Consider the following 25956-nt stretch of genomic DNA (forward strand, 5'->3'; position numbering starts at 1 on the left):
CTAAACCGTCGGGTGTTTCAATAGCGAAACACTCGCAATAATTAGAAAAATATTTGCTCTTTACCTGCAAAATTCCTCAAGCCTGGCCGATACAGAGATCAGGCGCGCACAAGACTTCCTGAAACAGTGACGCCGGACTGAAGCCCGCACAAGGGCCAGTGAACAGGGCATGGACGCTAGTAGTTTCAACTATCCGAGAGTCCTCCTATGTCCTTGCGTAATCTGAATATCGCGCCCCGTGCCTTCCTCGGTTTTGCCTTTATTGCCCTGCTGGTGATTGTGCTCGGCGTGTTCGCCGTCAACCGCATGTCGATCATCCGTCAGGCGTCCGTCGAGATGCAGACCAATCAGTTGCCCAGCGTTACTTATCTTGGGGTGATGACGGAGAACGTATTGCGGCTGCGGATTCTATCGTTCCGGATTCTGGTCAACCGTGAAGCTGCAGGCCTGCAGGAAGCACAGACTCGCATCGGCGTGCTGGTGGACAAAGTGCGCAGCGCCCAAGCCGCTTACGCCGCGTTGCCCGCTGAGAGTGAAGAGCGTGCGCAATATCAGGCCTTCGCGACGACGCTGGACAACTATCTGCAAGCCCAGAACCAAATGATGGATTTGTCGCGTCAGGACAAGCTCGAAGAGATGCGCGCCTTGATCAACACGAAGATCAAGGACGGCACGGACCAGATGGGTGAGCAGCTCAATAAACTCATCGCGATCAATGCCGCCGGGGCAAAAGACGCCTCCATTCAGGCCGGCGAGCATTACGACAGTGCCATTACCGGAATCGTCATCGTCGCGGTGATCGCCGCATTGGCCACGGTGTTGCTGGCCTGGCTGCTGACGCGCAGCATCGTCACCCCGTTGAATCGCGCCGTGGCAGCGGCGCAAACCATCGCGGGCGGCAATTTGACCAAAGTCATCGAAGTCGACGGCAAGGACGAGCCGGCGCGCCTGCTTGAAGCCTTGGCCGCGATGCAGACCAACCTGCGCAAGACCATCGAGCAGATTGCCGGCTCCGCCACCCAACTGGGCGCCGCCGCCGAAGAACTCAGCGCGGTGACCGAAGAGGCCTCCCGTGGTCTGCAACAGCAGAACGACGAAATCGAACAGGCCGCCACCGCCGTCAACGAAATGACCGCCGCGGTGGAAGAGGTGGCACGCAACGCGGTTTCGACTTCCGAAGCCTCGAACCAGTCGACCCACGCCGCCCGTGAAGGTCGCGATCAGGTGGTGAAAACCGTCGACGCGATCCAGACCATGACCCACGACGTGCAGAGCACCGCACAGATGATCGAAGGCCTGGCGGCTCAGGGCCGCGACATCGGTAAAGTGCTGGACGTGATCCGCGCCATCGCCGAACAGACCAACCTGCTGGCGCTCAACGCCGCCATCGAAGCGGCGCGTGCCGGTGAAGCGGGACGCGGTTTCGCCGTGGTAGCGGACGAGGTTCGCGCCCTGGCCCATCGCACCGCGCAGTCGACCCAGGAAATCGAAAAAATGGTCGCCGGCATTCAGAACGGCACCGGTGAAGCAGTCGAGTCGATGCAGCAAAGTAACCAGCGCACCCAGACCACCCTGGAAATGGCCCGCGCCGCTGGCGTTGCGCTGGAGCAGATCACCCAATCGATTCACCAGATCAACGAGCGCAACCTGGTGATCGCCAGCGCTTCGGAAGAGCAGGCGCAGGTGTCCCGCGAGGTCGACCGCAACCTGGTCAACATCCGCGACCTGGCCACTCAATCGGCCGCCGGCGCAAATCAAACCAGCGCCGCGACTCACGAACTGTCGCGCCTGGCGGTGGATTTGAATGCGATGGTGGCGCGCTTTGTGATTTGAAATGACGGGCTCGGATATCGAGCCCGACGATTGGTTTTAGGGAATTAGCACCGTTACCCGTGCAGGATGTGATAGCGGGCTTCGAGACCCGTCTAGGAACATCCAATCGTAGTAAAAATAGCGAATTCCATTGCCTTTCTCTTTGAATACAGCCTTTGAAAAAGGGACCTTGATTTCCTCTGGGTCTTTGAATTGACCGGAGTACACCGGGGTGGAAGGTACGCTAGCAGTCGCTTCTAGATAAACTTGGATAATATCGGGTGGGGGGGCAGTACCGTCATGCTTGAAGGTGACGATAAGTTCTCCGTTATGTTCATCGAGATACTTTGTATCGACGAGGCCATTTTCCAGATCAGGCGGAAGTGTTGGCGCTGGCGGGGGGGCTTGCATATCAATTTCTCCTTGGCGTTCAAAAATGCCTTGATTCAGATAGGTGCCACGGAACACTAAAACTCTTTCGCGTGCCTCGATACTGTCAACTCTGACAGTAGCCATCAGTGCATTCGGAGGTCGAAAGTGTTTAGTTTTCCAAGAGTTTCATCGCATCCGCTGGAAGGAGGGAGCGCGATGGTGGCGCGCTTCGTGATTTGACCTAGGGTGAAGGCTGGAGACCGCGCAATCAGGAGACGTACATGCGCTATTCAGCCTTGACCCAACGAATCGCCGGGGAGGGAGCAGCGGCCTGGCGGATTCACGACCGAGCGCTGGAGCTGCGCGCCGAGGGCATTGATGTCTTGCTGCTGTCCGTGGGCGATCCGGATTTTGATACGCCGCTGCCGATCATCCATGGCGCCATCGACAGCCTGTTGGCGGGCGATACGCATTATTCCGAAGTGCGCGGCCGACTGGAGCTGCGCAAGCGGATTGCCGAGCGCCATCGGCGCAGCAGCGGTCAGGACGTCGATGCCGAGCATGTGATCGTGTTGCCCGGCGCGCAATGCGCGGTGTATTCGGTGGCGCAGTGTCTGCTGGATCCGGATGATGAGGTGATCGTCGCCGAACCGATGTACGTGACTTATGAAGGCGTGTTTGGTGCCTGTGGTGCAACCGTGGTGCCGGTGCCGGTACGGCCGGAAAACGGCTTTCGCGTCGATCCGGTGGACGTTGCGGCGCGAATCACCTCAAAGACTCGGGCCATGTTGCTCAACAGTCCCAATAATCCTTCCGGCGCCAGTCTGTCGCTGTTGATCTGGCAGGAGCTGGCGGCGCTGTGTATCCGTCATGACCTGTGGCTGATCAGCGATGAGGTCTACAGCGAATTGTTATACGAAGGCGAGCACGTCAGCCCGGCAAGCCTGCCGGGCATGGCCGAGCGCACCGCGACCATCAACAGCTTGTCCAAATCCCACGCCATGACCGGGTGGCGCATCGGCTGGATGATCGGACCGAAACCCTTGGCCGAACATCTGGTGAATCTATCGCTGAGCATGCTGTTCGGCCTGCCGGATTTTGTGCAGAAGGCCGCGCAGGTCGCACTGGAAAAGGATCTGCCGGAAGTGACGCAAATGCGCGAGGAATACCGCTTGCGCCGGGATCTGGTGTGCGAACGGTTGCGCGGCTGTCCGGGGTTGTACCCGATCAAGCCGGATGGCGGGATGTTCGTGATGGTTGATGTACGTCAGACCGGGCTCGGTGCGCAGGACTTTGCCGAGCGGTTGCTGGAGGGGTACGGGGTTTCGGTGCTGGCCGGTGAAGCGTTCGGGCCCAGTGCGGCGGGGCATATTCGCATCGGGCTGGTGGTGGATCGGGTGAAGCTGGCGGATGCGTGTTCGCGGATTGCGCTGTGCGCTGCGCAGCTTCTCCAGGTGCGCAGCGCCTGACCAAGATCAGAGTGGGGGATTCACCAGATTGGCGGGCCTTTGTCCCGCCAGCGCCGCCAACAGATTCTCCACCGCACACCGCGCCATCGCTTCGCGCGTTTCATGGGTTGCCGAGCCCATGTGCGGCGTCGCCACCACGTTGTTCAACTGCAACAACGGCGAGTCATGATTCAACGGTTCACGCTCGAACACATCCAGCCCCGCCGCGCGAATCCGGTTATGGCGCAAGGTGTCGATCAGCGCGGCCTCATCCACAACTTTGCCTCGTGAAATGTTGATGAAGATGCTCTCCGGTCGCATCAACGCAAACTGTTCGGCGCCAATCAGACCTTCAGTCTGCGCCGTCAGCGGCAATGTCAGGCAGATGAAATCCGCCTGCTGCAACAAGTCTTCAAGGCTGCGGTACTGTGCATCGAAACGTTCTTCAACCGCCGGTTTGCGCGACTGGCTGTGATAGATCACCGGCATCCCGAACCCGAAATGTCCACGCTGGGCCAGCGCCTCACCGATCCGCCCCATACCGATGATGCCCAGGGTCTTGCCGTGCACATCGGTACCGAAATGCGCCGGGCCGATGCTGCGGTGCCAGTGGCCGCCGCGCACCATGTTCGCCAGCTCAACCACGCGCCGGGCGGTGGCCAGGATCAGTGCGAAACCGGTGTCGGCGGTGGTTTCGGTGAGCACGTCCGGGGTGTTGGTCAGCATGACCTTGCGTTGGGTCAGGTAGTCGATGTCGTAGTTGTCGACACCCACCGAGACGCTGGAAATCGCTTCAAGGTTCGGCGCCAGATCGAGCAGCGCCGCGTCCAGTTTCAGGCTCGCACCGAGCAGGCCGTGGGCACCGGGGAGGGCGTCGCGCAGTTTCATCAGGCCGTCGGCGTCGAGGCTGTCGATCAGCGTCACATCGACCTGTTCCTCAAGGCGCGCCATCAGCGCCGGCGACAGTTTCTTGTACAACACAACCTGCTTTTTCATCGCAGTCATCTCTCTATCAATTCAGGAATGGGCCGGCAGCGGACGCGGTGCGACGCGCTTGGCCGTCACCCGGTCGCTCGCGCCGGGCTTGAGAAAAATGGTCAGCACCACCGAGAGCATCAGCGCGCCACTCATCAACAGATACGAAGCGCCGGGCGAACCGGTGGAGCTGTTCAGGTAACCGACCAGATACGAGCCGCCGAACGAACCGAGGGCGCCCATGCTGTTGATCAGCGCCATGGCGCCACCGGCCACGTTGGCCGGCAGAATCTCCGGGACGATGGCGAAGAACGGCCCGTAAGGCGCGTACATGCAGGCGCCGGCAATCACCAGCAGCGTGTACGACCACCAGAAATGCTCCGCGCCCAACGCGTAGGAGCCGTAGAACGCCACTGAGGCAATCAGCAGCGGTGGCCAGACGAAACGTTTACGCTTTTGCAGCTTGTCCGAGCCCCACGACACCAGCAGCATCCCGATCACCGCCGCCAGATACGGCAACGCCGACAGCCAGCCGGCCTCGATCATGTCCATCTGCGCGCCGGCCTTGAGGATCGACGGCAGCCACAGCACGAAGCCGTAGACACCGATGCTCCAGCAGAAGAATTGCAGCGCCAGAATGATCACCTTCGGCGAACGGAAGGCTTCGGCGTAGTTCTTCACGGCTTTGATGCCGACCTGTTCGGCGGCGAGAGCGCTTTCCAGATCGTGCTTTTCCTGATCGTTGAGCCACTTGGCCTGGGCAGGGCGATCATCGGCGAGCTTCCACCAGATGAATGCCCAAAGCACCGCCGGCAAGCCTTCAATGATAAACATCCAGCGCCAGCTGAAATGCTGCACCAGATACCCGGAAACCACCGACATCCAGAGCATGGTCACCGGGTTGCCGAGGATCAGGAAGGTGTTGGCCCGCGAGCGTTCGGCGCGGGTGAACCAGTGGCACAGGTACACCAGCATCGCCGGCATCACCGCCGCTTCGACCACGCCGAGCATGAAGCGGATGACAATCAGCCAATAGGCGTTGGAGACCACGCCGGTCAGTGTGGCTAGCCCGCCCCAGAGGATCAGGCTGACGAAGATCAGCTTCTTGACACTGTGCTTTTGCGCGTAGATCGCGCCGGGTACCTGGAAGAAAAAGTAACCGAGGAAGAACAGCGCACCGAGCAGCGAGGACAGCCCCGGCGTGATCATCAGGTCTTCAGCCATTCCGGAGGCAGCAGCGAATCCATAATTGGCGCGGTCCAGGTACGCCAGGCTATAGGTGATGAACACGATCGGCATGATGTACCACCAGCGGCGGGTGGCGAGGGTTGCGGTTTTCATGGTCTTGCTCCTGAGCTTGTTGTTTTTGTCGCAGCAGGTTCAAAAAATGTGTTGTCTGTCAGGGCCTCATCGCTGGCAAGCCAGCTCCCACAGGTTTTGTGTACTCCACGGACACTGTGGGAGCTGCGGTGAGACGATTCGACTTGCCAGCAATGGCGGCCTCGAATTCAACGGCTAGTTCGGAACGGGTCGGCAAACCCTCCATGTCACCCCGGCTCTGCACCGCCCGACTGCCAATCCAGTTGGCACGTCTGACCGCCTCGGGAAAGCTCTGATGCTCCAGCAGGGCACTGATCATCCCGACCGCAAATCCATCGCCGGCGCCGACCGTATCGACCACGGTTTTGACCGGCACCCCGGCGACAAACCCCTGATCCAGGTGGGTGCGGTAATACGCACCTTGAGGCCCGAGCTTGATCGCCACGGCTTCGGCACCCTGATCGAGATAGAACGCGGCGATATCCGCCGGATCTTCAAACCCGGTCAGCAGCCGGCCTTCGCTCAACCCCGGCAACACCCAGTGGGCGAGGGCGGCGAGGCGGTTGATCTCGCGGATCATCTCCCGCTCGCCGGCCCAGAGGCTCGGGCGCAGGTTCGGGTCGAACGACACGCTGCGCCCGGCGTTGCGCATGCGGGTCATCAGTTCACGGGACATTTCCCGGGCCGACGCGGACAGCGCCGGCGGAATACCAGTGGCGTGCAGATGCCGGGCGCCTAGCAGTTTCGGGGTGATCGACTGCAGCGACAGATGACTGGCCGCCGAGCCACGGCGGAAGTACTCGACCGTCGGATCGCTGCCGTCATCGTTGCGCGACTTGAGCTGGAAACCGGTCGGGTGCGCCGGGTCGACTTCAACGTGACTGCAATCCAGCCCTTCGCGGGCCAGGGTTTCAACGACAAATCGTCCCAGCGAATCGGCACCGACACGGCTCAACCACGCGACCTTGAAACCAAGTCGGGAAAGTCCGATGGCCACGTTGCTGTCGGCCCCGGCAATCCGTTTGTGAAACTGCTCGACCGTTGCCAGATCACCGCTCTGTTCGGCGACAAACATGGCCATGGTTTCGCCGAACGACAGAATATCGATCTCAGACATGAGCAGGCTCCAGACGGGATTGGCCGAGGCGGGCGAGGGCGGCGACGTGTTCGGTGGTGAGTTGCACCAGGTCATCGCCCTGCAACGGGTATTCGGCGGCGCGCATGACCCCTTGGGCCATGTGCCGCAGCAGTTGTTCCCACAGATGCAGGTCGGTGGCGGCGGGCGGCACAGCTACAAGTTTGCCGTCGGCGCGGCGGGCCACGGCTTTGCAATGCACGTAACCGACATGACGGCCCAACAAGCGCGCGGCGCTGCTGGCGGACTGGTCTTGCCACTGCCAGTTGCCGATGTCGAAGGTCATCTTGATCGGCAGGTTGTGTTGCTCGACGGCGGCGAAGAACCGCTGGAACGGTTCGATTCGGCCCCCGTGCAAGGTCTGGTCGTTCTCTACCAGCAGTTGCACCGGGCTCTGCGCGAGTATTTGCCCCAGTGTCTGCAGGTCGTTGTTGTCGGTGAAGAAACCCAGGGAAACCTTCAGCCACTTCGAGCCGAACGCTTCAGCGTTTTGCAGCGCAGTGATGAGTTCGGGATTGGGCCGTGACTGACCGACCAGCCACAGTTCGGTGGGCGAGGAATAGACGCTTTGCAGGCCTTCGGCTTGTGTGGCGGCGGCGAGTTGTTCGGGGACTTCGATGGTCAGCAGTTCTTCGCGCCATTCAATGCGATTGGCGCCGGCGGCGGCCAGCACTTTGATGAACGAAGCCTGACCATTGCGGCGGACGAGGTCGGCGCCGTAGCTGGACAGGCTGATGGAAACGGCAGGTCTATTCATTGTTATCTACCTCTGAAACCGGTTTCATTTTGTTCAAAAATTTTTTGGTGGCCCCGTAGGGTCTTATTCCGCCTTGCTGAGCGTTGAGCCGCGCTCGATCAGCATCGGTGCAAAATCCAGAGTTCGCGCGACTTCATCATCCCCACGCAACCGCTTGAGCAAACACTCAAACGCCCGCGCCCCAATCTCCTTTGTAGGCTGAGCGAGGGCGGTGATCCCGCTACCTACCAACGGATACCAATCCAGATCATCCAGCGCGATCATCCCGACATCCTCAAACAACCGGCAGCCGATCTCGCGCAGGGCCCGGGTGCAAGCCAGCGCCGCCACGCCATTGGCGCAGAACAGGGCTTTAGGGCCCGAATCAGGTGTGTCTAAAAAGGTTTGAAGATCGTTCGCAAGGCTTGGGCCGGTTTCCAGCACCGCACCATTCATGCTTTTGCGCTGGCCAACCTGCTGCTGAAAACTGCTGACCCGCTCGATCCGCGAACTGGTGCCGTCATAAGGTTCCGTCACCAACAGCACATCGCGATAGCCGCGTTGCTCAAGATGTTCCATCGCCAGCTCGATGGCTCGCGGGTTGTTCAAACCGACCATGTCGCTGTCCAGCCCATCGACCTTGCGATCCACCAGCACCAGTGGCATTTCCCGCTTCAGCTCATCCAGTTCATCCCGGTGGTGGCCCAAGGTGTTCACGATCAGCCCTTCGATGTTGTACGAGCGCAACAGCGCCAGGTGCTGGCGTTCCTGCTCGTCATCGCGGTCGGTGTTGCACACCACCAGGCTATAGCCATGTCGGCGGCAGGCGGTTTCCACCCCGTGCATCACGGCAATCGAATAAGGGTTGCGGATATCGGCCACCAGCATGCCGATCAGTCGGGTGCGTCCGCGTTTCAGGCCTCGAGCCATTTGATTGGGGCGATAGCCGAGTTCGGCAATCGCCTGCTCGATGCGCTGGGCAATGGCATCGGAGAGCAGGGCGCGGTCATCGCCGATAAAGCGCGAGACGCTGGCCTTGGACACACCGGCGTGTTCGGCGACGTCGAGCATGGTGACGCGGCTGCGCTGGGCGGCGGAGAAGTCGTTCATAGGGTGAACCTTGTTTTTATGTCATGAAACCGGTTTCAGGAGACCCGTTTCTCGACTCCTCGTCAAGCCAGAAAAACCGCTTCCCCACAAAGAAAACCGACCGACGGTAGAAAGACCTGTCAGATCTGACAGTTGGCGATCGCTTCGACACGGCGCTTAATCTGGTCAGCGTCCAGTCAATGCAATATCTGACATTCAGCCATGTTCAAGAGGGGGATTGCTCGTGATCTCAAGTGGTCCGTTGGATTTCGATCCGCCGCAGGTCGACGGCGTAGAAGATCCGGCAATCGATCCGGAGGGATGGATTCCGCTCGAGTTACTCCGCACGGGGATTGACGTTGTCGTCCCCCTCTGGAAAGAGCCGGCCACCGATCCCGGGGAGCGGGATATTCTGACTGTGAACTTTGAGCAGCCCGGTCAAACCCCGGTAAAAATCCAGAACATCTACCGACCCGAAGATATGCGGCCTGAGTTCAGGATACATATCGGCCCCGAGCACTTGTTGAATGATGGCGTCGGAGAACTCTGGTATGACCTTTTAGACACGGCCGATAATCCATCCAAATCACAGCGGCGGAACCTGACGATTGATCGCACGCCTGTAGCGGTCGATCTGGAAGGTGCCAAATTTTTGAATACCGATATTTGGGGTTACTACCACTGCCAAACCACTCCGCCGATTTGGGAAGGCATACATATTCATGTTCCGCCATTAACTTTATTTAGAACAGGCGATCGATGTGAAGTGACCTGGCGAGGGTACTCTTCGCTAAATGGCAGCGGCCCGGAGATCGTTGGCGCGAGATGGGGAAATGTACGGAATAGTCTGACTGACAAGGACATTCGTGAAGGATATCCGCTCTTGGTGGAGCCCTACGATGTACATATAGAACCCATGGAGAGGGAATCCTCAGCCACCGTCATTTATCGAATGTTTCGTGGAAGCCGACTAGTAGGAACGTCCGAGGTCGCACTGGTAAAAATTGACAGAATTCTGCCAGGTCAAGAAATGCCCTGCGGCCCTTGAAGTTTGACGATAAGTGAGTTTTGAGCAGCACTGTTGGGAAGCAGTAATCGAAAATATCACGTCTTGATTAATTTAATAGCGGGAGTTTTAAAATGAACAGTCGGGTTGAAAAGGCTATATTGTCCAGGAGGGTTTTACTTCAGAAAAGTTATGGCGCAGTTGGAGTGTTCGCAGATCCTCCAGCCGTCGACATTCCTGCGCAAACGCTGCCTGGCGGCGACTTGCGTATTCCGGTGTCAGCGCTTTCCGCACCACTTGAGTACACGATCCCAAAGCCAACTGAACCAGAAGATAAAGATGATTTGATCGAGTTCAAAATTCGCGAAAAAGGCACAACCCTTTGGAGCGACATCGAACCCATGCAAGCGCTGGGGCCGATTGCCGAACGCAAGTGGCCTTTGCCAAAAACCATTCCGTTAACGCCATGGATGACCGAAAAAACGACACCGGAGGCTCCAACAGAATACGAAGTTCAATATATCTACTGGTACGGCGCGGTCAACCAAGGCAATTCGCTGATTAAGACATACGCCATTGACCGGACGCCGCCTTACAGAGTCAAAAACCCGGCTTCCAATCTTTCTCCCAAGGCGGCCAATTATCCGGCCTCCATCCCGCCGGGCAGTGTCATCGATGAAAAGGTTATCGCGGATAATCCGGGCGGTATCGTGTTGACTGCTGCGGCTTACGACAATTATCACGCCACGGACGAATTGTGGGCCTGGTTTGGCAAGGCTCCGGATACGGTGCGTGACGAGCCGGTAGTTAAAGTCACCTTGCCTGCTTCCCGTGAATTTACGATACCCATCAAGACTTACGTTGACGCTGAAGAGGGTAGTAACACGGTTATCTATAAAGTACGGGACCTTGCCGGTAACGAGGGAAAAAACTCGAATCCCGTCTCCCGTGAAATCAGACGGATTGCCGATCCGACGGAGTTTGATATTCCGGTCGTGCCACTGGCTGCAGACGACCTGATTGATCTGGGCGACTGCAGTGTGGGCGTTACTCTTGAGGCCGAAGTGCCTGTTCCGAATGCGCCAACAGACACCTTGGCGGCTTATTGGGGTAGTGAGGAGTTGGGTGAGAAACCCGTCAGTGGCGCCGTCGGTGGAAAGCTGACCTGGGATGTACCCTATGACAAGATCAAGAAGGTATACGGCAATACCGACGGTGATGAAGTAACCGAGTTCAGGTATGCCATGTTCAGAGGCAATCGATATATTGGTGGCAACAAGGACACGACCCTTGTCAACATCTTCTACTTCGGCCCCGTCAATCCCGATGAGCCCAATCCGGTCAACCCTGTTCTTGAGAAACCTGTACTGCAGTTTGCGGGCGGTAGTACAGACAAGGTAGAGGAGTCGGACTACGGGAATGATGCGACACTTTCCGTAGAACTGTTCACGGCCCCTCCTGCCGAAGAAGGTTGGAAAGCTACGATCTACTATGACAATGAGTTGGTCAAAACCTTCGAGCTGCGGGGCGGTGATGAGGGCACAACGCTAGAGGCGACTTTACCCTGGAACACTATATTCACTCACGGTCCAGGCACCAAACCTGTCCACTGGATACTTCATAGTGATAACAATCCCAACCCGATTTCCTGTACTCCAAAAGATATTCCTGTTGCTGCGTTTCCAATCCAGACACCGGCACCTGAAGTGCAAAATCTTGCTGGCCCACTGAAAAGAATCGGTTGTACAACATTGAACTGGGGCACCGGTGACGGAACTTCTCGCCGGAACTTGCGCGTCATCATTCCGAAAAGTGCCTACACCGTTTCTGGCGAGAAAATTACGTTGAGTTTCGCTGCGTATACTGATGCCACTCCTCCGGTACTGGTTCCAGGGACGGACACTACAGCACAGCTAGACGTACCTGATCCTTATCCAGATGCAGGCGCAACCATTGACATTGGTGTGTATGAAACACACTTCAAACCAGCCAACCGGGCCAACGGAGTGCTGTCTTATACCATTACTCGTACGGGCACAACACCGACTCCCGATTCAGCAAAAGCGCAGCATTTCATCCTGCTGACTAACAGCGAAGGACAATACTGTGACGAAGTTTACCCCGCACCTTAAAGCGGGCGGCAGACAGTGCGGCCGGGGAGCCGGGCGTGCTGTCTGCTGTTACTTTGTTCACCGCATAAAAGTTTTATGGTGGGTTTTTCCGACAAAGAAAGAGATTAATCCTACATAAATCTACGCTACTTCAAGCTAGCTTAGCGACCCTCGTTTTCATGGCCCTTTCCCCGTGGCTCGTTTTAAATAACAGGTGTTCACTATGCAAAGAAAAATATCGAATGTACGTCTACGCGATATCCGTTGGGGGCTAGTGCTTTCATCGTTTCTAGCTCCGTTTTCGCAAATCGCCATCGGAGGAAATCTGATCGGAGGGACTACAACGATTACTGGAGGCACTCCCGAGGACTGGACGCTCAGTTCCAATGCAACCTTGAATGTCAATGGTGCTGACACCTTGTTTATCAACACGGATGCTTCAGTCCTCAATGTCAATTCGGGTAATACTCAACAAATTGCTGCCCGCAATGGTTCACAAGTCAATCTGAGCGGCGCGAACGTTTCAGGTGCAAGTGGTTTGGCAGCGGTGACACTTGTCAACAGCGATGGCAGCATCAAAAACAGCACGATCAATGGTAATCGTGTCGGGCTTCAGGTTGTGCGTGACGCAAGTACCCTGACCGGATCGACTGCCACCGTAAGCGGCAAAAGCGTTATAACCGGCGTGACGGGCGGCGCATTGGTTAGCGCGTTCAGTCGTCTGGATATTGTCGACTCAACCCTTCAGGCAACGGGTGCCAGCAGTTATGGGGTGCGCCTGGCGAGCGGTCAGGCAACGGCAACGGACAGCACAATCATAGGAGGACAAAACGGCGTAATCATTGGTCTGGACGGTAACTCCGTTCAGCCTGCGACACTGACCCTTACCAAGACAACCGTTGAAGGCGTAACGGGCTCCGCCATTCTGGTCGACTTCGCCAACGCTGGATCGTCCAGAGCGACCATCACTCTGGACAATGCGAATCTGTTGGCAGGCAACGGCACGATACTGGATGTACGGGGCGGTGCAACGGCCTCGATGACGGTGAATAACAGTACCTTGAATGGCAATGTCATCAATGAAGCTGGCAGCACGGCTGAATTGGTATTGCAAAACAACTCGGCGCTGACCGGGCGTTTGGAAAACGTTTCTCATGCAACCATCAACGACACATCTCGTTGGGTTCTGGTGGGCGATGGCCAGATTGAAAACCTTACTTTGAACGGTGGCACCGTGCGCTTCGGCGCTGACAATGCTTTTTATCAATTAAACGTCGGGCAACTGGCGGGAACTGGCCATTTCGAGTTGGGCACTGACTTCGCCACGGGTCAGACAGACTTGCTGAATGTGACGGGGACAGCGACGGGGCGCCATGAGCTCGCAATCAGCAGTTCCGGTGTCGATCCGGCGGCCGGTCAACCGATCAGGGTGGTGCAGACTGCCGGGGGCGATGCAGAGTTCTTCATAAATCATCCTGTCGACCTTGGCACCTACTCATACGGTCTGGAAAAAAACGGCAATGACTGGGTTCTTGATCCCACAACCAAAACGGTCAGCCCTGGAACGCGTTCGGTGTTGGCGCTATTTAAAACTGCGCCAACCGTGTGGTATGGCGAACTTGCCTCACTGCATTCGCGCATGGGCGAGTTGCGTTTCAACGGTGGGCAAGGTGGTGCGTGGGGGCGTACCTATGGCAATAAATACAATGTCGCCGATGCCTCAGGTGTCGGCTACCAGCAAACCCAGCAGGGTTTTACGTTAGGCGCTGATACTCCACTGCCATTTGGAGACGGACAATGGCTGATCGGCGTGATGGCAGGGCACAGCAAATCGGATCTGAACCTGGATGGCGGCACTTCCGGCACGGTTACAAGCAATTATCTGGGAACCTACCTCACCTGGATTGACCCGCTCAGCGGTTATTACGTTGATGCTGTACTCAAGGTGAACCGCTTTCGCAACGACGCAAAAGTCGGCTTGAGTGACGGTGGCAGGGCCAAGGGCGATTACGACAACACGGGATTGGGTGGTTCAGTCGAGCTGGGGCGGCGCATCAAACTGGAAGATGGTGTTTTCATTGAGCCCTACACCAAGTGGTCCGGCGTGGTCATTGAGGGCAAGCATTTTTCCCTGGATAACGACATGCAAGCCGATGGCGACCGTACTCGATCACTCCTGGGCGAGGCCGGCATGACCGTGGGACGCACATTTGCGCTCGAACGCGATTTGAAAGTTCAACCCTACGCCCGTGTCGCGATGGCGCACGAGTTCGCGAAAAACAATGAGGTCAAGGTCAACAACAATGAATTCAACAATGATTTGTCGGGGAGTCGAGGTGAACTGGCCGTTGGCGTGGCAATTGCCATGACCGACCGCCTGCAGGTGCACTTTGATGCGGACTACAGCAACGGGAAAAATATAGAGCGGCCAATAGGCTTGAACATCGGTGCCCGTTATAACTTCTAGATAACGCTGTAATAAGAGATCAATAAAAAAGGAAGCCAATGCTTCCTTTTTTATTGCGTGCCAATATTCATGCGTCTCAAGCAACCTTCAAATTCTTTTTGAGTCCTGCGATATAGACATTACCCTGCGCACTGAAATCCAGGTTGACCAGCAGCTCTAAGTCATCTTCGTCCTGATTCAGCAGTACGATATTTGTCAATTTTCCCGAAAAAATGCCTTCTTCATTGTCAAATGCCAACGTTGCGACTCCGCTTTTCTGCGAATAAATCAAAGGCTCTGTCGATAAAGTGTTGTCGACAAAGGTGATACGAACCTGATTGGACTCTGGCGTGACAATGTATTCATCATTCGCCAAACTTCTACCGAACGAAATATGGATTTCTTTTGTCTTGTAGCTCGGGTGTGGTTCTCGATGCCTGGCAAACATGACCAAAGCTGTACCAAATGGAGGGGGAAATACTTTTGATGTCAGCTCGACCAGTTGGGCATTGAAGGGTTTGTCAGTGCCAACGGTTCCAGAGCAATTACCGGCCTTGGCCATGCTTTTGATATTTTTCATAAAAGTTGTCTCTGCATTGATGACATTGGATATCCAGGTAATGGAACTTCCCGGATTCCCTATCAGAGCGCTTAAGACCGACGTTTGTAAACTGTCATACCTGACAGTTTACAAACGTCGGAAAAGGTGAAGCATGAGTGCTGTTCATGCAGTATTTTTTGTCAACCAAACAACCCTGCCGCAATGTTGATCGAGAACCCGAGAATCGCCGTGTTGAACACAAACCCGATCAACGACTGTGCCAGCACGATCTTGCGGATCTCTCGCGTGGCCACGCCGACATCTGCCGTCTGCACAGCGACGCCGATGGTGAACGAGAAGTACAGAAAGTCCCAGTAATCGGGTGTCGTCAGGCCTTCGGAAAAGCGTAGCGCCGGCTCCTTGCCGTCCCAGGTGTAAAACAGACGGGCGTAGTGGACGCAGAAGATCACCCCGATCAGCAGCCATGAGCCAATCACGGTCAATGCGGTAAAACCGTAGTGCAGGAGTTTTCGGGTGGTTTCCAGGTCCTTGCTGCCAGCCAGTTCGACAGTAATGGTCGCCAGGCTGGCCAAAGCGGCGATACAGACGACGAACAGCACCAGCCCGGCATTTTCATCCTCGACTTCGGCGATGCGTTTGACGTCCGGCGCTTTGGCGCGGATGGTCAGCCAAAGCATCAGGATCAGGTACGTCCAGATCCCGGCATTCCAGCCGATGAGGATTTTGCTGATGACGGAGTCGGCGGGTGTGAGCAGGCCGACGGCAAGCCCAAACAAAGCAGCGGCAGACAGGCGAGGGTGGGTGCGGGCGAGGAAGCGCATGGGGACTCGATGGGCCAGGGTGGTTCAGACACCTTAGCCCAGCGCGGCGACCTGTGGCCACCGCGCCGGGAGCGCTCTATCAATCAGGCTTGGCGAACCTGCGCACAAGTTTGATCACGACTACGAAGAACACCGGTACGAAAATCACCGCCAGTGTCGCGGTAATCATCCCGCCAATCACCCCGGTGCCAATCGCTTGCTGGCTCGCCGAACTCGCGCCGGTGGCAATCGCCAGCGGCACCACACCCAGAATGAACGCCAGCGAAGTCATGACAATCGGCCTCAACCGCAGACGGGCCGCTTGCAGCGTGGCATCAATCAGGTCATGACCTTCGTCATACAGGCTCTTGGCAAACTCGATGATCAGGATCGCGTTTTTCGCCGACAGGCCGATGATGGTGATCAGGCCAACCTTGAAGAACACATCGTTGGGCATCCCGCGCAAGGTCACCGCCAGCACCGCGCCGAGAACACCGAGCGGTACGACGAGTAGCACGGAAGTCGGAATCGACCAGCTCTCGTACAATGCCGCCAGACACAAGAACACGATCAACAGCGACAGCCCGAGCAGAATCGGTGCCTGACTGCCGGACAAACGCTCCTGCAGCGACAAACCGGTCCATTCCTGACCCAGACCTTTCGGTCCCTGGGCCACCAGCCGTTCGATTTCCGCCATGGCTTCGCCGGTGCTGTGGCCGGGTTTCGGCTCGCCGGAAATCGAGATCGCCGGGTAGCCGTTGTAACGGGTCAGCTGCGCCGGGCCTTGAGTCCATGTGGCTCGCACGAATGCCGACAGCGGCACCATTTTCCCGGCGTCGTTGCGCACGTGCATCTTCAGCAAGTCATCGACCTGACTTCGACGGTCGCCTTCGGCCTGCACGACAACCCGTTGCATCCGCCCCTGATTGGGGAAGTCGTTGACGTACGAAGAGCCAATGGCAGTGGACAGCACGTTGCCAACATCGGCGAACGAAACCCCCAAGGCGCTGGCCTGCTTGCGGTCCACTTCCAGCTGCACTTGCGGCGCTTCGGCCAATGCACTTTCACGCACGTTCATCAGGATCGGGCTTTTCTCGGCGGCTTCCAGCAGTTGGGTGCGCGCCTCCATCAAGGTCGCATGACCGAGGCCGCCGCGATCCTGCAGGCGGAACTCGAAGCCGCTGGATGTGCCGAGGCCATCCACCGGCGGCGGCAGCACGGCGAAGGCCACTGCGTCCTTGATCTGGCTGAGGGCAATGTTGGCGCGGTCGGCAATCGAACTTGCCGAGTCGTCGCTGCCGCGATGCGACCAGTCCTTGAGCGTGGTGAACGCCAGCGCGGCGTTCTGCCCGCTGCCGGAGAAGCTGAAACCGAGAATCACCGTGCTGTCGCCAACACCCGGTTCGCCGGCGTTGTGCGCTTCGATCTGCTCGACCACCTGCACCGTACGGTTCTTGCTCGCGCCGGGTGGCAGTTGAATGTCGGTGATGGTGTAACCCTGATCCTCGACCGGCAGGAACGAGGAGGGCAGGCGCGCGAAGCACAGGCCCAGACCCACCAGCAGCACAACGTAAATCAGTAGATAGCGACCGGTGCGTTTCAGTGCGTAACCGACCCAGCCCTGATAACGATCCGTCAATTGTTCGAATCGGCGGTTGAACCAGCCGAAGAACCCGGTTTTCTCGTGATGTTCACCCTTGGCAATCGGCTTGAGCAAAGTGGCGCACAGTGCCGGGGTCAAGGTCAGGGCGAGGAATGCCGAAAACAGGATCGAAGTCGCCATCGACAACGAGAACTGCCGATAGATGACGCCCACCGAGCCCTGCATGAACGCCATCGGAATGAACACCGCCACCAGCACCAGGGTAATGCCGATGATCGCGCCGGTGATCTGGCTCATCGCCTTGCGCGTTGCCTCTTTCGGTGAAAGGCCTTCGGTGGCCATGATCCGTTCGACGTTCTCTACCACCACGATGGCGTCGTCCACCAGAATGCCGATGGCCAGCACCATGCCGAACATGGTCAGCACGTTGATCGAGAAACCCAGCGCCAGCATCGTCGCAAAAGTACCCATCAACGCCACCGGCACCACCAGCGTCGGAATCAGTGTGTAGCGGATGTTCTGCAGGAACAGGAACATCACCGCGAACACCAGCAGCATCGCTTCGCCGAGGGTATAGATCACTTTGGTGATCGAGACCTTCACGAATGGCGACGTGTCGTAGGGGATCTTGTATTCCACGCCGGCCGGGAAGTAGCGCGACAGCTCATCCATCTTTGCCCGGATCAAGGTCGCGGTGCTGAGGGCGTTGGCGCCCGGCGACAGTTGTACACCGACGGCGGTGGACGGCTTGCCGTTAAGACGGGTGCCGAACTGGTATTCCTGGCTGCCGATCTCGACCCGCGCCACATCCTTGATGCGCACGGTGGAACCGTCCGGATTGGCCTTGAGCACGATGTCGGCAAATTCTTCGGGCGTCGAAAGCTGACCCTTGACCAGTATTGTCGCGGTGATTTCCTGAGTGCTCGGGTTCGGCAGATCGCCGATGCTGCCCGCCGAGACCTGGGCGTTCTGCGCGACGATGGCGGCGTTGACGTCGGCCGGCGTCAGGTTGAAACCGATCAGCTTCTGCGGGTCGACCCAGATCCGCATCGCCCGCTCGGCGCCGTACAGCTGGGCCTTGCCGACGCCGTCGATGCGTTTGATCTCGTTCATCACGTTGCGCGCCAGGTAATCGCTGAGCGCCACGTCGTCGAGCTTGCCGTCACTGGAAGTCAAAGTGATCAGCAGCAGAAAACCGGCGGAGACTTTCTCCACCTGCAAACCTTGCTGATTGACCGCTTGCGGCAGGCGCGACTCGACTACTTTCAGGCGATTCTGCACATCAACCTGCGCCAGCTCCGGGTTGGTGCCCGGCTGGAACGTCGCCTTGATCGTGGCGCTACCCAGGCTGCTCTGGGATTCGAAATACAACAGGTGATCGGCGCCGTTGAGCTCTTCCTCGATCAGGCTGACCACGCTTTCGTCGACGGTCTGCGCCGAGGCGCCGGGGTACACGGCATAGATTTCGATCTGCGGCGGCGCGACGTCGGGGTACTGCGCCACCGGCAATTGCGGGATGGCCAGCGCACCGGCCAACAGGATGAACAACGCGACGACCCAGGCGAACACCGGGCGGTCGATAAAGAACTGCGGCATAGAAGAGCGTCCTGCTTACTGACCAGAGGTCTGGGCAAGTGGAAGAGGGGTGTCGTCGATCTGCACCACTTCGCCCGGACGGGCGTGTTGCAGGCCTTCGATGACAATGCGGTCGCCGGCCTTGAGGCCGCCGGTGACGATCCAGCGGTCGTTCTGTACCGCGCCGAGCTGCACTGGCTGCTGGGCAACGCGCATCTGGTCGTCGACCGTCAGGACCTGCGCCACACCGGCGCTGTCACGTTGTACCGCGCGTTGTGGCACGGTCAGGCCATGCTGGATCACGCCTTGCTCCAGACGCACGCGAACGTAGCTGCCCGGCAACAGATCGAGATCCGGATTGGGGAACTCGCTGCGCAAAATGATTTGTCCGGTGCCCGGATCGACCGTGATATCGCTGAACAGCAATTTGCCCGGCAGCGGATAGAGGCTGCCATCGTCCTGGATCAGCGTGGCCTTGACCTGATCCTGGCCGACCTGCTGCAACTGGCCGGAACGGAATGCCCTGCGCAACTCGTTGAGTTCGCGGGTCGACTGGGTGAGGTCGGCGTGGATCGGGTTCAGCTGCTGGATCAGCGCCATGGGCGTGGTTTCGTTCTGGCCGACCAGCGCACCTTCAGTCACCAGGGCACGCCCGACGCGCCCGGAAATCGGCGCGGTGACGGTGGCGTAACCGAGGTTCAGCTTCGCCCGCTCGACGGCTGCCTTGTTGGCGGCAACATCGGCGGCGGTCTGCCGGGCGTTGGCGCGGGCGTTGTCGTAATCCTGAGCGCTGATGGCCTTGTCGTCGATCAACTGGGCGTAGCGCTGTTCCTGAAGTTTTGCCTGGAACGCGTTTGCCTCGGCCTTGCGCAGGGCCGCTTCGGCGCTATCGAGGTCAGCCTTGAACGGCGCCGGATCGATACGGAACAGCACGTCGCCCTTTTTCACGTCGCTGCCTTCGCGGTAGGTGCGTTGCAGCACTACGCCGGCGACCCGGGCGCGGACTTCGGCGATGCGCGGGGCGGCAATCCGCCCGCTCAGTTCGCTGCTGATCGACAGGGGGCGCGCCTCAAGGGTTTCGATCCGCACGGTGGCCGGCGGCGCCTGTTCCTCGGCGTTCGAGGATTTATCACAGGCACTCAGCGTCAGCGCCAATGCGATCAGGCCGAGCCCGGCCAGCAGATTCTTCGACATGTACAACCCCCAATATTGATCTGCGCATCCTACGGACAGTCGCCGAGGGTAGCGGTGAAGCTTTGTAGGTGCTGTGTGAAATTGTGTAAGGGTTTTGCTCAGGGACGGGCGAGGGCGTATATCCTTCAGGCCTTGAAATTTTTTGCGACATAGCAGTCGCCACCGCCTGTTCTGGATCACCTCAATGCCCAACATTCTTCTGGTCGAAGACGACACCGCCCTCGCCGAACTGATTTCCAGCTATCTGGAGCGCAACGGTTACTCCGTCAGCGTGATCGGCCGTGGCGACCATGTGCGCGAACGGGCGCGGCTCAATCCGCCGGATCTGGTGATTCTCGACCTGATGCTGCCGGGCCTCGACGGCTTGCAGGTTTGCAGATTGCTGCGGGCCGATTCGGCAACGCTGCCGATCCTGATGCTCACCGCCCGTGACGACAGCCACGATCAGGTACTGGGCCTGGAAATGGGCGCCGACGATTACGTCACCAAACCCTGCGAGCCACGGGTCCTGCTGGCGCGGGTACGCACCTTGCTGCGGCGCAGCAGCCTCGGCGAGCCGATGACCGCCAACGACCGGATCCTGATGGGCAACCTGTGCATCGACCTGTCGGAGCGCACGGTGACCTGGCGCGAACAACCGGTGGAACTGTCCAGCGGCGAATACAACCTGCTGGTGGTGCTGGCCCGTCATGCCGGTGAAGTGCTGAGCCGCGACCAGATCCTGCAACGCCTGCGCGGTATCGAGTTCAACGGCACTGACCGTTCGGTGGACGTGGCGATTTCCAAGCTGCGACGCAAGTTCGACGACCACGCCGGCGAGGCGCGCAAGATCAAGACCGTGTGGGGCAAGGGGTATCTGTTCAGCCGTTCCGAGTGGGAATGCTGATTCGATGTTCAGAATCCTGTTTCGCCTCTATCTGGTGACGATCGTCTCCTACAGTGCGGCGATCTATCTGGTGCCGGATCTGGTGGTGATGGTGTTCAAGCAGCGGTTCGTCACCTACAACCTCGACTATTCCCGTGGTCTGCAATCGCTGATCACCAAGCAGTTTCGCGCGGTGCCGCAGGATCAGTGGCCGGCGCTCGCGGCGTCGATGGACAAGGACTTCCAGCCGCTGCACATCGTGCTCGCCCGTATCGATGACCCCGGCTTCACCGCCATCGAGCAAGAGCGGCTGCGGCGCGGAGAGAACATGGTGCGGGTGGGCGACTGGGGCTGGCGCACGTTGGCGGTCACGCCACTGAACGACGAAATGGCGGTGCAGATGGTGGTGCCGCCGGATCCGATGGACGTGAACCTGTTGTACTGGAGCATCAACGTGCTGATCGGCGCGAGTCTGCTGGCGTGCCTGTTGCTCTGGTTTCGTCCGCACTGGCGCGATCTGGAACGCCTCAAGGGCACGGCCGAACGTTTCGGCAAGGGCCATTTGAGCGAGCGTACGCAGATTGGCCCGAGCTCCAACATCGGCAGCCTGGCCCACGTGTTCGACACCATGGCCGGCGACATCGAAAACCTGCTCAACCAGCAACGCGATCTGCTCAACGCCGTGTCCCACGAACTCCGCACGCCGCTGACCCGCCTGGACTTCGGCCTGGCGCTGGCGCTGTCCGATGACTTGCCGCAAGCCAGCCGCGAACGCTTGCAAGGGCTGGTCGCGCACATTCGTGAACTGGATGAACTGGTGCTGGAGTTGCTGTCCTACAGTCGCCTGCAGAATCCGGCGAAGTTGCCGGAGCAGGTCGAAGTGTCGCTGGACGAGTTCATCGACAGCATTCTGGGCAGCGTCGATGAAGAACTGGAATCCCCGGAAATCGTCATCGATGTGTTGCTGCACAATCAGTTGGAACGCTTCTCCCTCGACCCGCGCTTGACGGCCCGCGCGATTCAGAACCTGCTGCGCAACGCCATGCGCTACTGCGAAAAGCGCATTCAGATTGGCGTGCAGGTCTGCCCGAAGGGCTGCGAGATCTGGGTGGACGATGACGGAATCGGCATTCCGGAAGACGAGCGGGAGCGGATTTTCGAGCCGTTCTATCGACTGGACCGCAGCCGCGATCGGGCGACCGGCGGGTTTGGCCTGGGGCTGGCGATCAGCCGGCGGGCGCTGGAAGCCCAAGGCGGGACGTTGACGGTGGAAGGTTCGCCGTTGGGTGGGGCGAGGTTCAGGCTCTGGCTGCCAACCCCGACCTGATGATCGTTCCGTACGCCGACAACGAGGCGGCCATCGGCCTCTACCGCAAGTTCGGCTTCGAGACCGCGGGCCTGTTTCGCGACTACGCCGTGCGCGACGGGCAGTGGCTCGATACCTTGAGCATGGCGCGGCTGCGTCGCTCAACCCGAGCTTGAGTCGCTTATCAGAAAACCTCCTCTGGCGGGGCACTCAAATTATTGAGTGACCGCCTGATCCCCGGCGAGAAAGCTGAAGGTGGCTTTGTCGGTCACGCTGTTCGCGGGTGTCAGTGCAATGATCGGCACGACGATTTTCGGGTTGGTCGAGTTGTAGAAGTCCCGTTGGTTGTACTGGGCATCCGCGAGACCGGCGTTGGTGCCGCCAGCGATATAGAAAAAAGCCATGATCGGAAAAATGTTCGGGTTTCTGGATGTCCAGGTTTTGATGATGACTTCGTTATGCTCCACGAATCCAGCCGCTCCCCTTAGCGTTTTGGCTCGGACAGATTGATAAAACGCAATGCCGCCGAGCGCATTGCGCTCGTCACGAATATCGAATCCGCACTGACGCAGATTCGGGTTACCGCCCGCGATGTTCCAGACAGCGAGCCACTGCTCCGCAGTTGTCACTCCGGCGTTCTGACAAAGCTGACTTTGCACTGGGTAGTCTTTATGAGGACCGCAGACACTGTTCGGATCGCGATGCCAGGTCCAGGCATCCTGGGGGTAGGCACACAGATAATCCAGATCGATCTTGTCAGCGGGGGCTTCGAAAATCGGGTACAGGATGTAGCCATTCTGATTACCCCACGCGAGACGGCCGAAATTGGCATCACTGCGCAGATAGGAGAAAGAAACTCCACCTGACCCGACCGATGTCGGGCTAGGGTCCCAGACTTTGTACTGATTGTTCGGATCTTTTACCGTGACCCGCAGTGTCACCCCTGAACACAGGAATGCTGGCTGCGAGTCGGATTTGTTGCAGTTGGGGAAGGTGCGACTGTAAAGGGTGTTGAGTTGCGCCGCGATGGCCGGGCCGCTGAGTACTTGTGCGCCGTTGCCATTGATCGTGTCGGCCGGCGGAGTCGCCACTTGTGCGCAACCGACCAGCAGAGCCAAAAGTAGTAAGTTGATTATCTTGTGCACGACCGGACCCTCGGCCCCTGTTAACGGGCCGGTGAGTGATTGGCGTTATTGCTGAAGATGAGTCTTCCTAGAGGAGGACCTTCACATACGGCGAAAAAATGATGAGGTCCGTGCTACCCGTACGCCTGATGGAATAGTTGAAATAGCCGGTTTTGCCTGGGTTGCTGCTCACCCAGCCTCGCGGAACCCCGAAGTCCATGTAGGAACCCTGGACGTAAGGGATCTCTTGGCTGTCGAGACGTGTCTGACCATCGATGGTCAATGAAATACGTACCGTGTATTGCGCTTCGAGGGGATTTGGGGCGTAAAGCCTGAGGTTGTCTCTGGCAGCGTTGATCGTGGGTACGCCACAGATGTGCTTCTGTCGGGTGATGTTGACGTCGAGGTCTTTGGAGGGACGCTCGGGTTCTGTGTTCGGCAGAATAACGGTGTAAGAGAATTGGATCTTGTTGGCGATGGAGTCGACGATCACTCGACGCGGGATCAAAAACGTCAATTTTTGCCCGGCTGAAGAAACTGTCTGGGTCTCGCTGCCGTAAGTTTCCGCGCGTCCGATGCAATAGACTCTGACTTTCTGTCCTGCGTTGGAACCCGTGTATTGCACTTCTACGGTGGCGTGGGTGTTCTGATAAAAATCCTTCTCGAAATTCAATTGCGTACCGTTCGCTTCCTTCGCTTCCAGTACTTTGGGGGGGATAAGATCGAGGGCAGGCTGTTTCACCTGCACATCGATGTTGGTGGTTGCCGACCAGATCGCCAGCGGGCCCGATGTGTTGCCGAGACTGTCAGTCACCCGGAAACGAATGGCGAACTGTTTATTGTCCTGCCAGAAATCCTTGGCGAAGAGCTTTATGACCACTTGGCCAAGCAAAGCCTGTGTTGCGGTCACTGTATGCGGATAGGATCGACCGTCCAGATCAAGGCCAATAACGTCACCTTCTCGCATGTAGGTGTAGCGCAAGGTGACATCGACCCCGTTTGCAGCCTCTGTGGGACCTACGCTCGTGTGGGACACTGTAAAAGTCAGATTCGGATTGGGTCCCGAACCCGCCACTTCTCCTCCCGGGCGCGGAATGTGGACCAGTGTTAGCAGATCAATCGAATCCGTTCCTCCGGGCTGGACCTGGTTAGTGACCCGCACCACCAGCGTGTTGAGGCCATCATTTAAAAAGGCTTTAGGCACGTCATGGAAGAAAGTCTTGCCGTCTTCCCCCGTTTGGATGGTTTTCATGAATAGGGGAGCGCCCTTGTTGATGATCAACCATCCACTATCGTTCACCGCCTGCTTGTCCCAGGGAATAATCTCAAGGCGCAGCAAATCGCCGGGCACGGAGAAGAGTGCGAGCGGTACGCCGTAGTGTGGTTTCACGTTGGGGTCGGGGTAGTAAATGGGGCTCTTGACTCCCCCAACAATTTTGGCGGGAAAAACCGTAAACGGACTGCTCATCTTCTGCGCCCTGGTATTCGAGATAGTGGTTGCGTGAGCTGCAACGGGTACCGTCATCAAACACCGCGCGTCCGTGCCTTGCTACTGTCAGATCTGACAGGTGAACCCCGAAAAATCAACCGTTCGTCGTAATCTTCCCGTTGCAGACCGGTTGACACGTCCCGGGTTTGTCGTACGCCTCGACGCTGAACCTGCCATGATCGACCTTCGCGGTATCGCTCCTCTACGAGAGCAATCAGGTGGACGACGTACAGCAACTGGGCGAAATGCTTCGCCACCGAATTGCCTCGCACAACAGTTACAGAGCCTAATTCCCCGCGACCGCGGTCAGTCCAGAGTGTGGGAACGATCAGTGCGCTAGGCGGGAACGGGCATCATCAGAGCAGTTCAGTCGACTGGATCAGCCCGACCCCGGCCACCTGCATCCGCTCGATCGCTGCCGCCAGCGAGCCGTTCAAATCAATCGCCCGGCAAGCATCCAGCACCACAAACGCATTGAACCCCGACGCTCGCGCGTCCAAGGCGGAGAACATCACGCAAAAATCCAGCGCCAGGCCGACCATGTACACCGTGTCGATGCCGCGTTCCTTCAGATAACCCGCCAGACCCGTGGTCGTGACGCGATCCGCTTCCAGAAACGCCGAATAGCTGTCGATGTCCGGGTTGCAGCCCTTGCGGATGATCAATTGCGCATGGGGCAGATCGAGTCCCGAGTGAAACTCGGCACCGCGTGAGCCCTGAATGCAGTGATCCGGCCACAGTGTCTGCTCGCCATACGGCAGTTGAATCACGTCGTAAGGCTGGCGGCCGGGGTGGCTGGAGGCAAACGAAGCATGCCCGGCCGGGTGCCAGTCCTGGGCGATCACCACTTGCTTGAACTGCCCGGCAAGCCGGTTGATCAGCGGGACGATCAGGTCACCTTCGGGCACGGCCAACTGGCCGCCGGGAATGAAGTCGTTCTGCACGTCGATGACCAGCAGGGCGGTGCGTGGCGAAATCGGCATAAATC

General features: G+C 58.3%; 20 protein-coding genes and 1 pseudogene. 8 read left to right on the forward strand and 13 right to left on the reverse strand.

Annotated features, from left to right (window positions below):
• Positions 1–207: 207 nt before the first annotated feature.
• Positions 208–1833, forward strand: coding sequence for a methyl-accepting chemotaxis protein (locus JKA62_RS15200; RefSeq protein ID WP_201818480.1), 1626 nt, complete (start codon positions 208–210; stop codon positions 1831–1833).
• A 36-nt stretch (positions 1834–1869) separates the two neighbouring features.
• On the opposite strand, the gene JKA62_RS15205 is transcribed toward JKA62_RS15200, so the two are convergent.
• On the reverse strand, positions 1870–2328 hold the full coding sequence (locus tag JKA62_RS15205) for a hypothetical protein (protein ID WP_201818481.1): 459 nt from the start codon (positions 2326–2328) through the stop codon (positions 1870–1872).
• 137 nt (positions 2329–2465) lie between these two features.
• Between JKA62_RS15205 and JKA62_RS15210 the strand changes: the two genes are divergently transcribed.
• Positions 2466–3653: a pyridoxal phosphate-dependent aminotransferase gene (locus JKA62_RS15210; RefSeq protein WP_011334314.1), complete on the forward strand. Its 1188-nt coding sequence runs from the start codon at positions 2466–2468 to the stop codon at positions 3651–3653.
• Between the two features lie 6 nt (positions 3654–3659).
• On the opposite strand, the gene JKA62_RS15215 is transcribed toward JKA62_RS15210, so the two are convergent.
• The 5 genes from JKA62_RS15215 to JKA62_RS15235 all read right to left on the reverse strand — a co-directional run bounded on the left by JKA62_RS15215 (position 3660) and on the right by JKA62_RS15235 (position 8908).
• Positions 3660–4628 (reverse strand): 2-hydroxyacid dehydrogenase, encoded by a 969-nt coding sequence (locus JKA62_RS15215; RefSeq protein ID WP_011334313.1) that lies wholly within the window; start codon positions 4626–4628, stop codon positions 3660–3662.
• 21 nt (positions 4629–4649) lie between these two features.
• Positions 4650–5948 carry an MFS transporter gene (locus JKA62_RS15220; protein ID WP_085687082.1) on the reverse strand — a complete coding sequence of 433 codons (1299 nt, stop codon included), beginning with the start codon at positions 5946–5948 and terminating at the stop codon, positions 4650–4652.
• 58 nt (positions 5949–6006) lie between these two features.
• Positions 6007–7044 carry a sugar kinase gene (locus tag JKA62_RS15225; protein WP_201818482.1) on the reverse strand — a complete coding sequence of 346 codons (1038 nt, stop codon included), beginning with the start codon at positions 7042–7044 and terminating at the stop codon, positions 6007–6009.
• Entirely contained in the window at positions 7037–7819 is a 783-nt protein-coding gene (locus JKA62_RS15230; protein ID WP_201818483.1) for a sugar phosphate isomerase/epimerase family protein, read from the reverse strand. Before JKA62_RS15230 ends, JKA62_RS15225 begins: the two co-directional genes overlap by 8 nt.
• 63 nt (positions 7820–7882) lie before the next feature.
• The gene (locus tag JKA62_RS15235) at positions 7883–8908 is read right to left on the reverse strand and encodes a LacI family DNA-binding transcriptional regulator (protein ID WP_201818484.1); all 1026 of its coding nucleotides are present in this window, start codon (positions 8906–8908) and stop codon (positions 7883–7885) included.
• A gap of 223 nt (positions 8909–9131) precedes the next feature.
• Between JKA62_RS15235 and JKA62_RS15240 the strand changes: the two genes are divergently transcribed.
• From JKA62_RS15240 to JKA62_RS15250, 3 genes are all read left to right on the forward strand, one after another.
• Positions 9132–9935 (forward strand): hypothetical protein, encoded by an 804-nt coding sequence (locus JKA62_RS15240; protein WP_111539367.1) that lies wholly within the window; start codon positions 9132–9134, stop codon positions 9933–9935.
• A 92-nt stretch (positions 9936–10027) separates the two neighbouring features.
• A complete protein-coding gene (locus JKA62_RS15245; RefSeq protein ID WP_201818485.1) occupies positions 10028–12025 on the forward strand; it encodes a hypothetical protein in 1998 nt (665 codons plus the stop codon).
• Positions 12026–12227: 202 nt separating this feature from the next.
• Complete coding sequence (locus JKA62_RS15250) at positions 12228–14471, forward strand: autotransporter outer membrane beta-barrel domain-containing protein (protein WP_201818486.1); 2244 nt, start codon at positions 12228–12230, stop codon at positions 14469–14471.
• Between the two features lie 76 nt (positions 14472–14547).
• On the opposite strand, the gene JKA62_RS15255 is transcribed toward JKA62_RS15250, so the two are convergent.
• The 4 genes from JKA62_RS15255 to JKA62_RS15270 form a co-directional block, all read right to left on the reverse strand.
• Entirely contained in the window at positions 14548–15030 is a 483-nt protein-coding gene (locus JKA62_RS15255) for a hypothetical protein (protein WP_041475285.1), read from the reverse strand.
• A gap of 161 nt (positions 15031–15191) precedes the next feature.
• Positions 15192–15833 carry a DUF1345 domain-containing protein gene (locus JKA62_RS15260; protein ID WP_011334304.1) on the reverse strand — a complete coding sequence of 214 codons (642 nt, stop codon included), beginning with the start codon at positions 15831–15833 and terminating at the stop codon, positions 15192–15194.
• Positions 15834–15912: 79 nt separating this feature from the next.
• Positions 15913–19011, reverse strand: coding sequence for an efflux RND transporter permease subunit (locus JKA62_RS15265; RefSeq protein WP_201818488.1), 3099 nt, complete (start codon positions 19009–19011; stop codon positions 15913–15915).
• A gap of 15 nt (positions 19012–19026) precedes the next feature.
• Entirely contained in the window at positions 19027–20184 is a 1158-nt protein-coding gene (locus JKA62_RS15270) for an efflux RND transporter periplasmic adaptor subunit (RefSeq protein WP_011334302.1), read from the reverse strand.
• Between the two features lie 184 nt (positions 20185–20368).
• On the opposite strand from JKA62_RS15270, the gene JKA62_RS15275 reads away from it, so the two are divergent.
• The 3 genes and pseudogenes from JKA62_RS15275 to JKA62_RS15285 all read left to right on the forward strand — a co-directional run.
• Complete coding sequence (locus JKA62_RS15275; RefSeq protein WP_007960391.1) at positions 20369–21070, forward strand: response regulator transcription factor; 702 nt, start codon at positions 20369–20371, stop codon at positions 21068–21070.
• A gap of 4 nt (positions 21071–21074) precedes the next feature.
• The gene (locus tag JKA62_RS15280; protein ID WP_011334301.1) at positions 21075–22376 is read left to right on the forward strand and encodes an ATP-binding protein; all 1302 of its coding nucleotides are present in this window, start codon (positions 21075–21077) and stop codon (positions 22374–22376) included.
• A gap of 11 nt (positions 22377–22387) precedes the next feature.
• Positions 22388–22531 (forward strand): annotated as a pseudogene (locus JKA62_RS15285) (GNAT family N-acetyltransferase); the annotation flags it as partial.
• Between the two features lie 39 nt (positions 22532–22570).
• Here the strand turns inward: JKA62_RS15285 and JKA62_RS15290 are convergent.
• The 3 genes from JKA62_RS15290 to pncA all read right to left on the reverse strand — a co-directional run bounded on the left by JKA62_RS15290 (position 22571) and on the right by pncA (position 25951).
• A complete protein-coding gene (locus JKA62_RS15290) occupies positions 22571–23500 on the reverse strand; it encodes a hypothetical protein (RefSeq protein ID WP_011334299.1) in 930 nt (309 codons plus the stop codon).
• Between the two features lie 67 nt (positions 23501–23567).
• Positions 23568–24947 (reverse strand): hypothetical protein, encoded by a 1380-nt coding sequence (locus JKA62_RS15295; protein WP_201818491.1) that lies wholly within the window; start codon positions 24945–24947, stop codon positions 23568–23570.
• Positions 24948–25324: 377 nt separating this feature from the next.
• Entirely contained in the window at positions 25325–25951 is a 627-nt protein-coding gene (gene pncA / locus JKA62_RS15300; RefSeq protein ID WP_011334297.1) for a bifunctional nicotinamidase/pyrazinamidase, read from the reverse strand.
• Between the last annotated feature and the right edge of the window lie 5 nt (positions 25952–25956).

Source organism: Pseudomonas sp. B7 (assembly GCF_016735645.1).
GTDB lineage: Bacteria > Pseudomonadota > Gammaproteobacteria > Pseudomonadales > Pseudomonadaceae > Aquipseudomonas > Aquipseudomonas glycinae.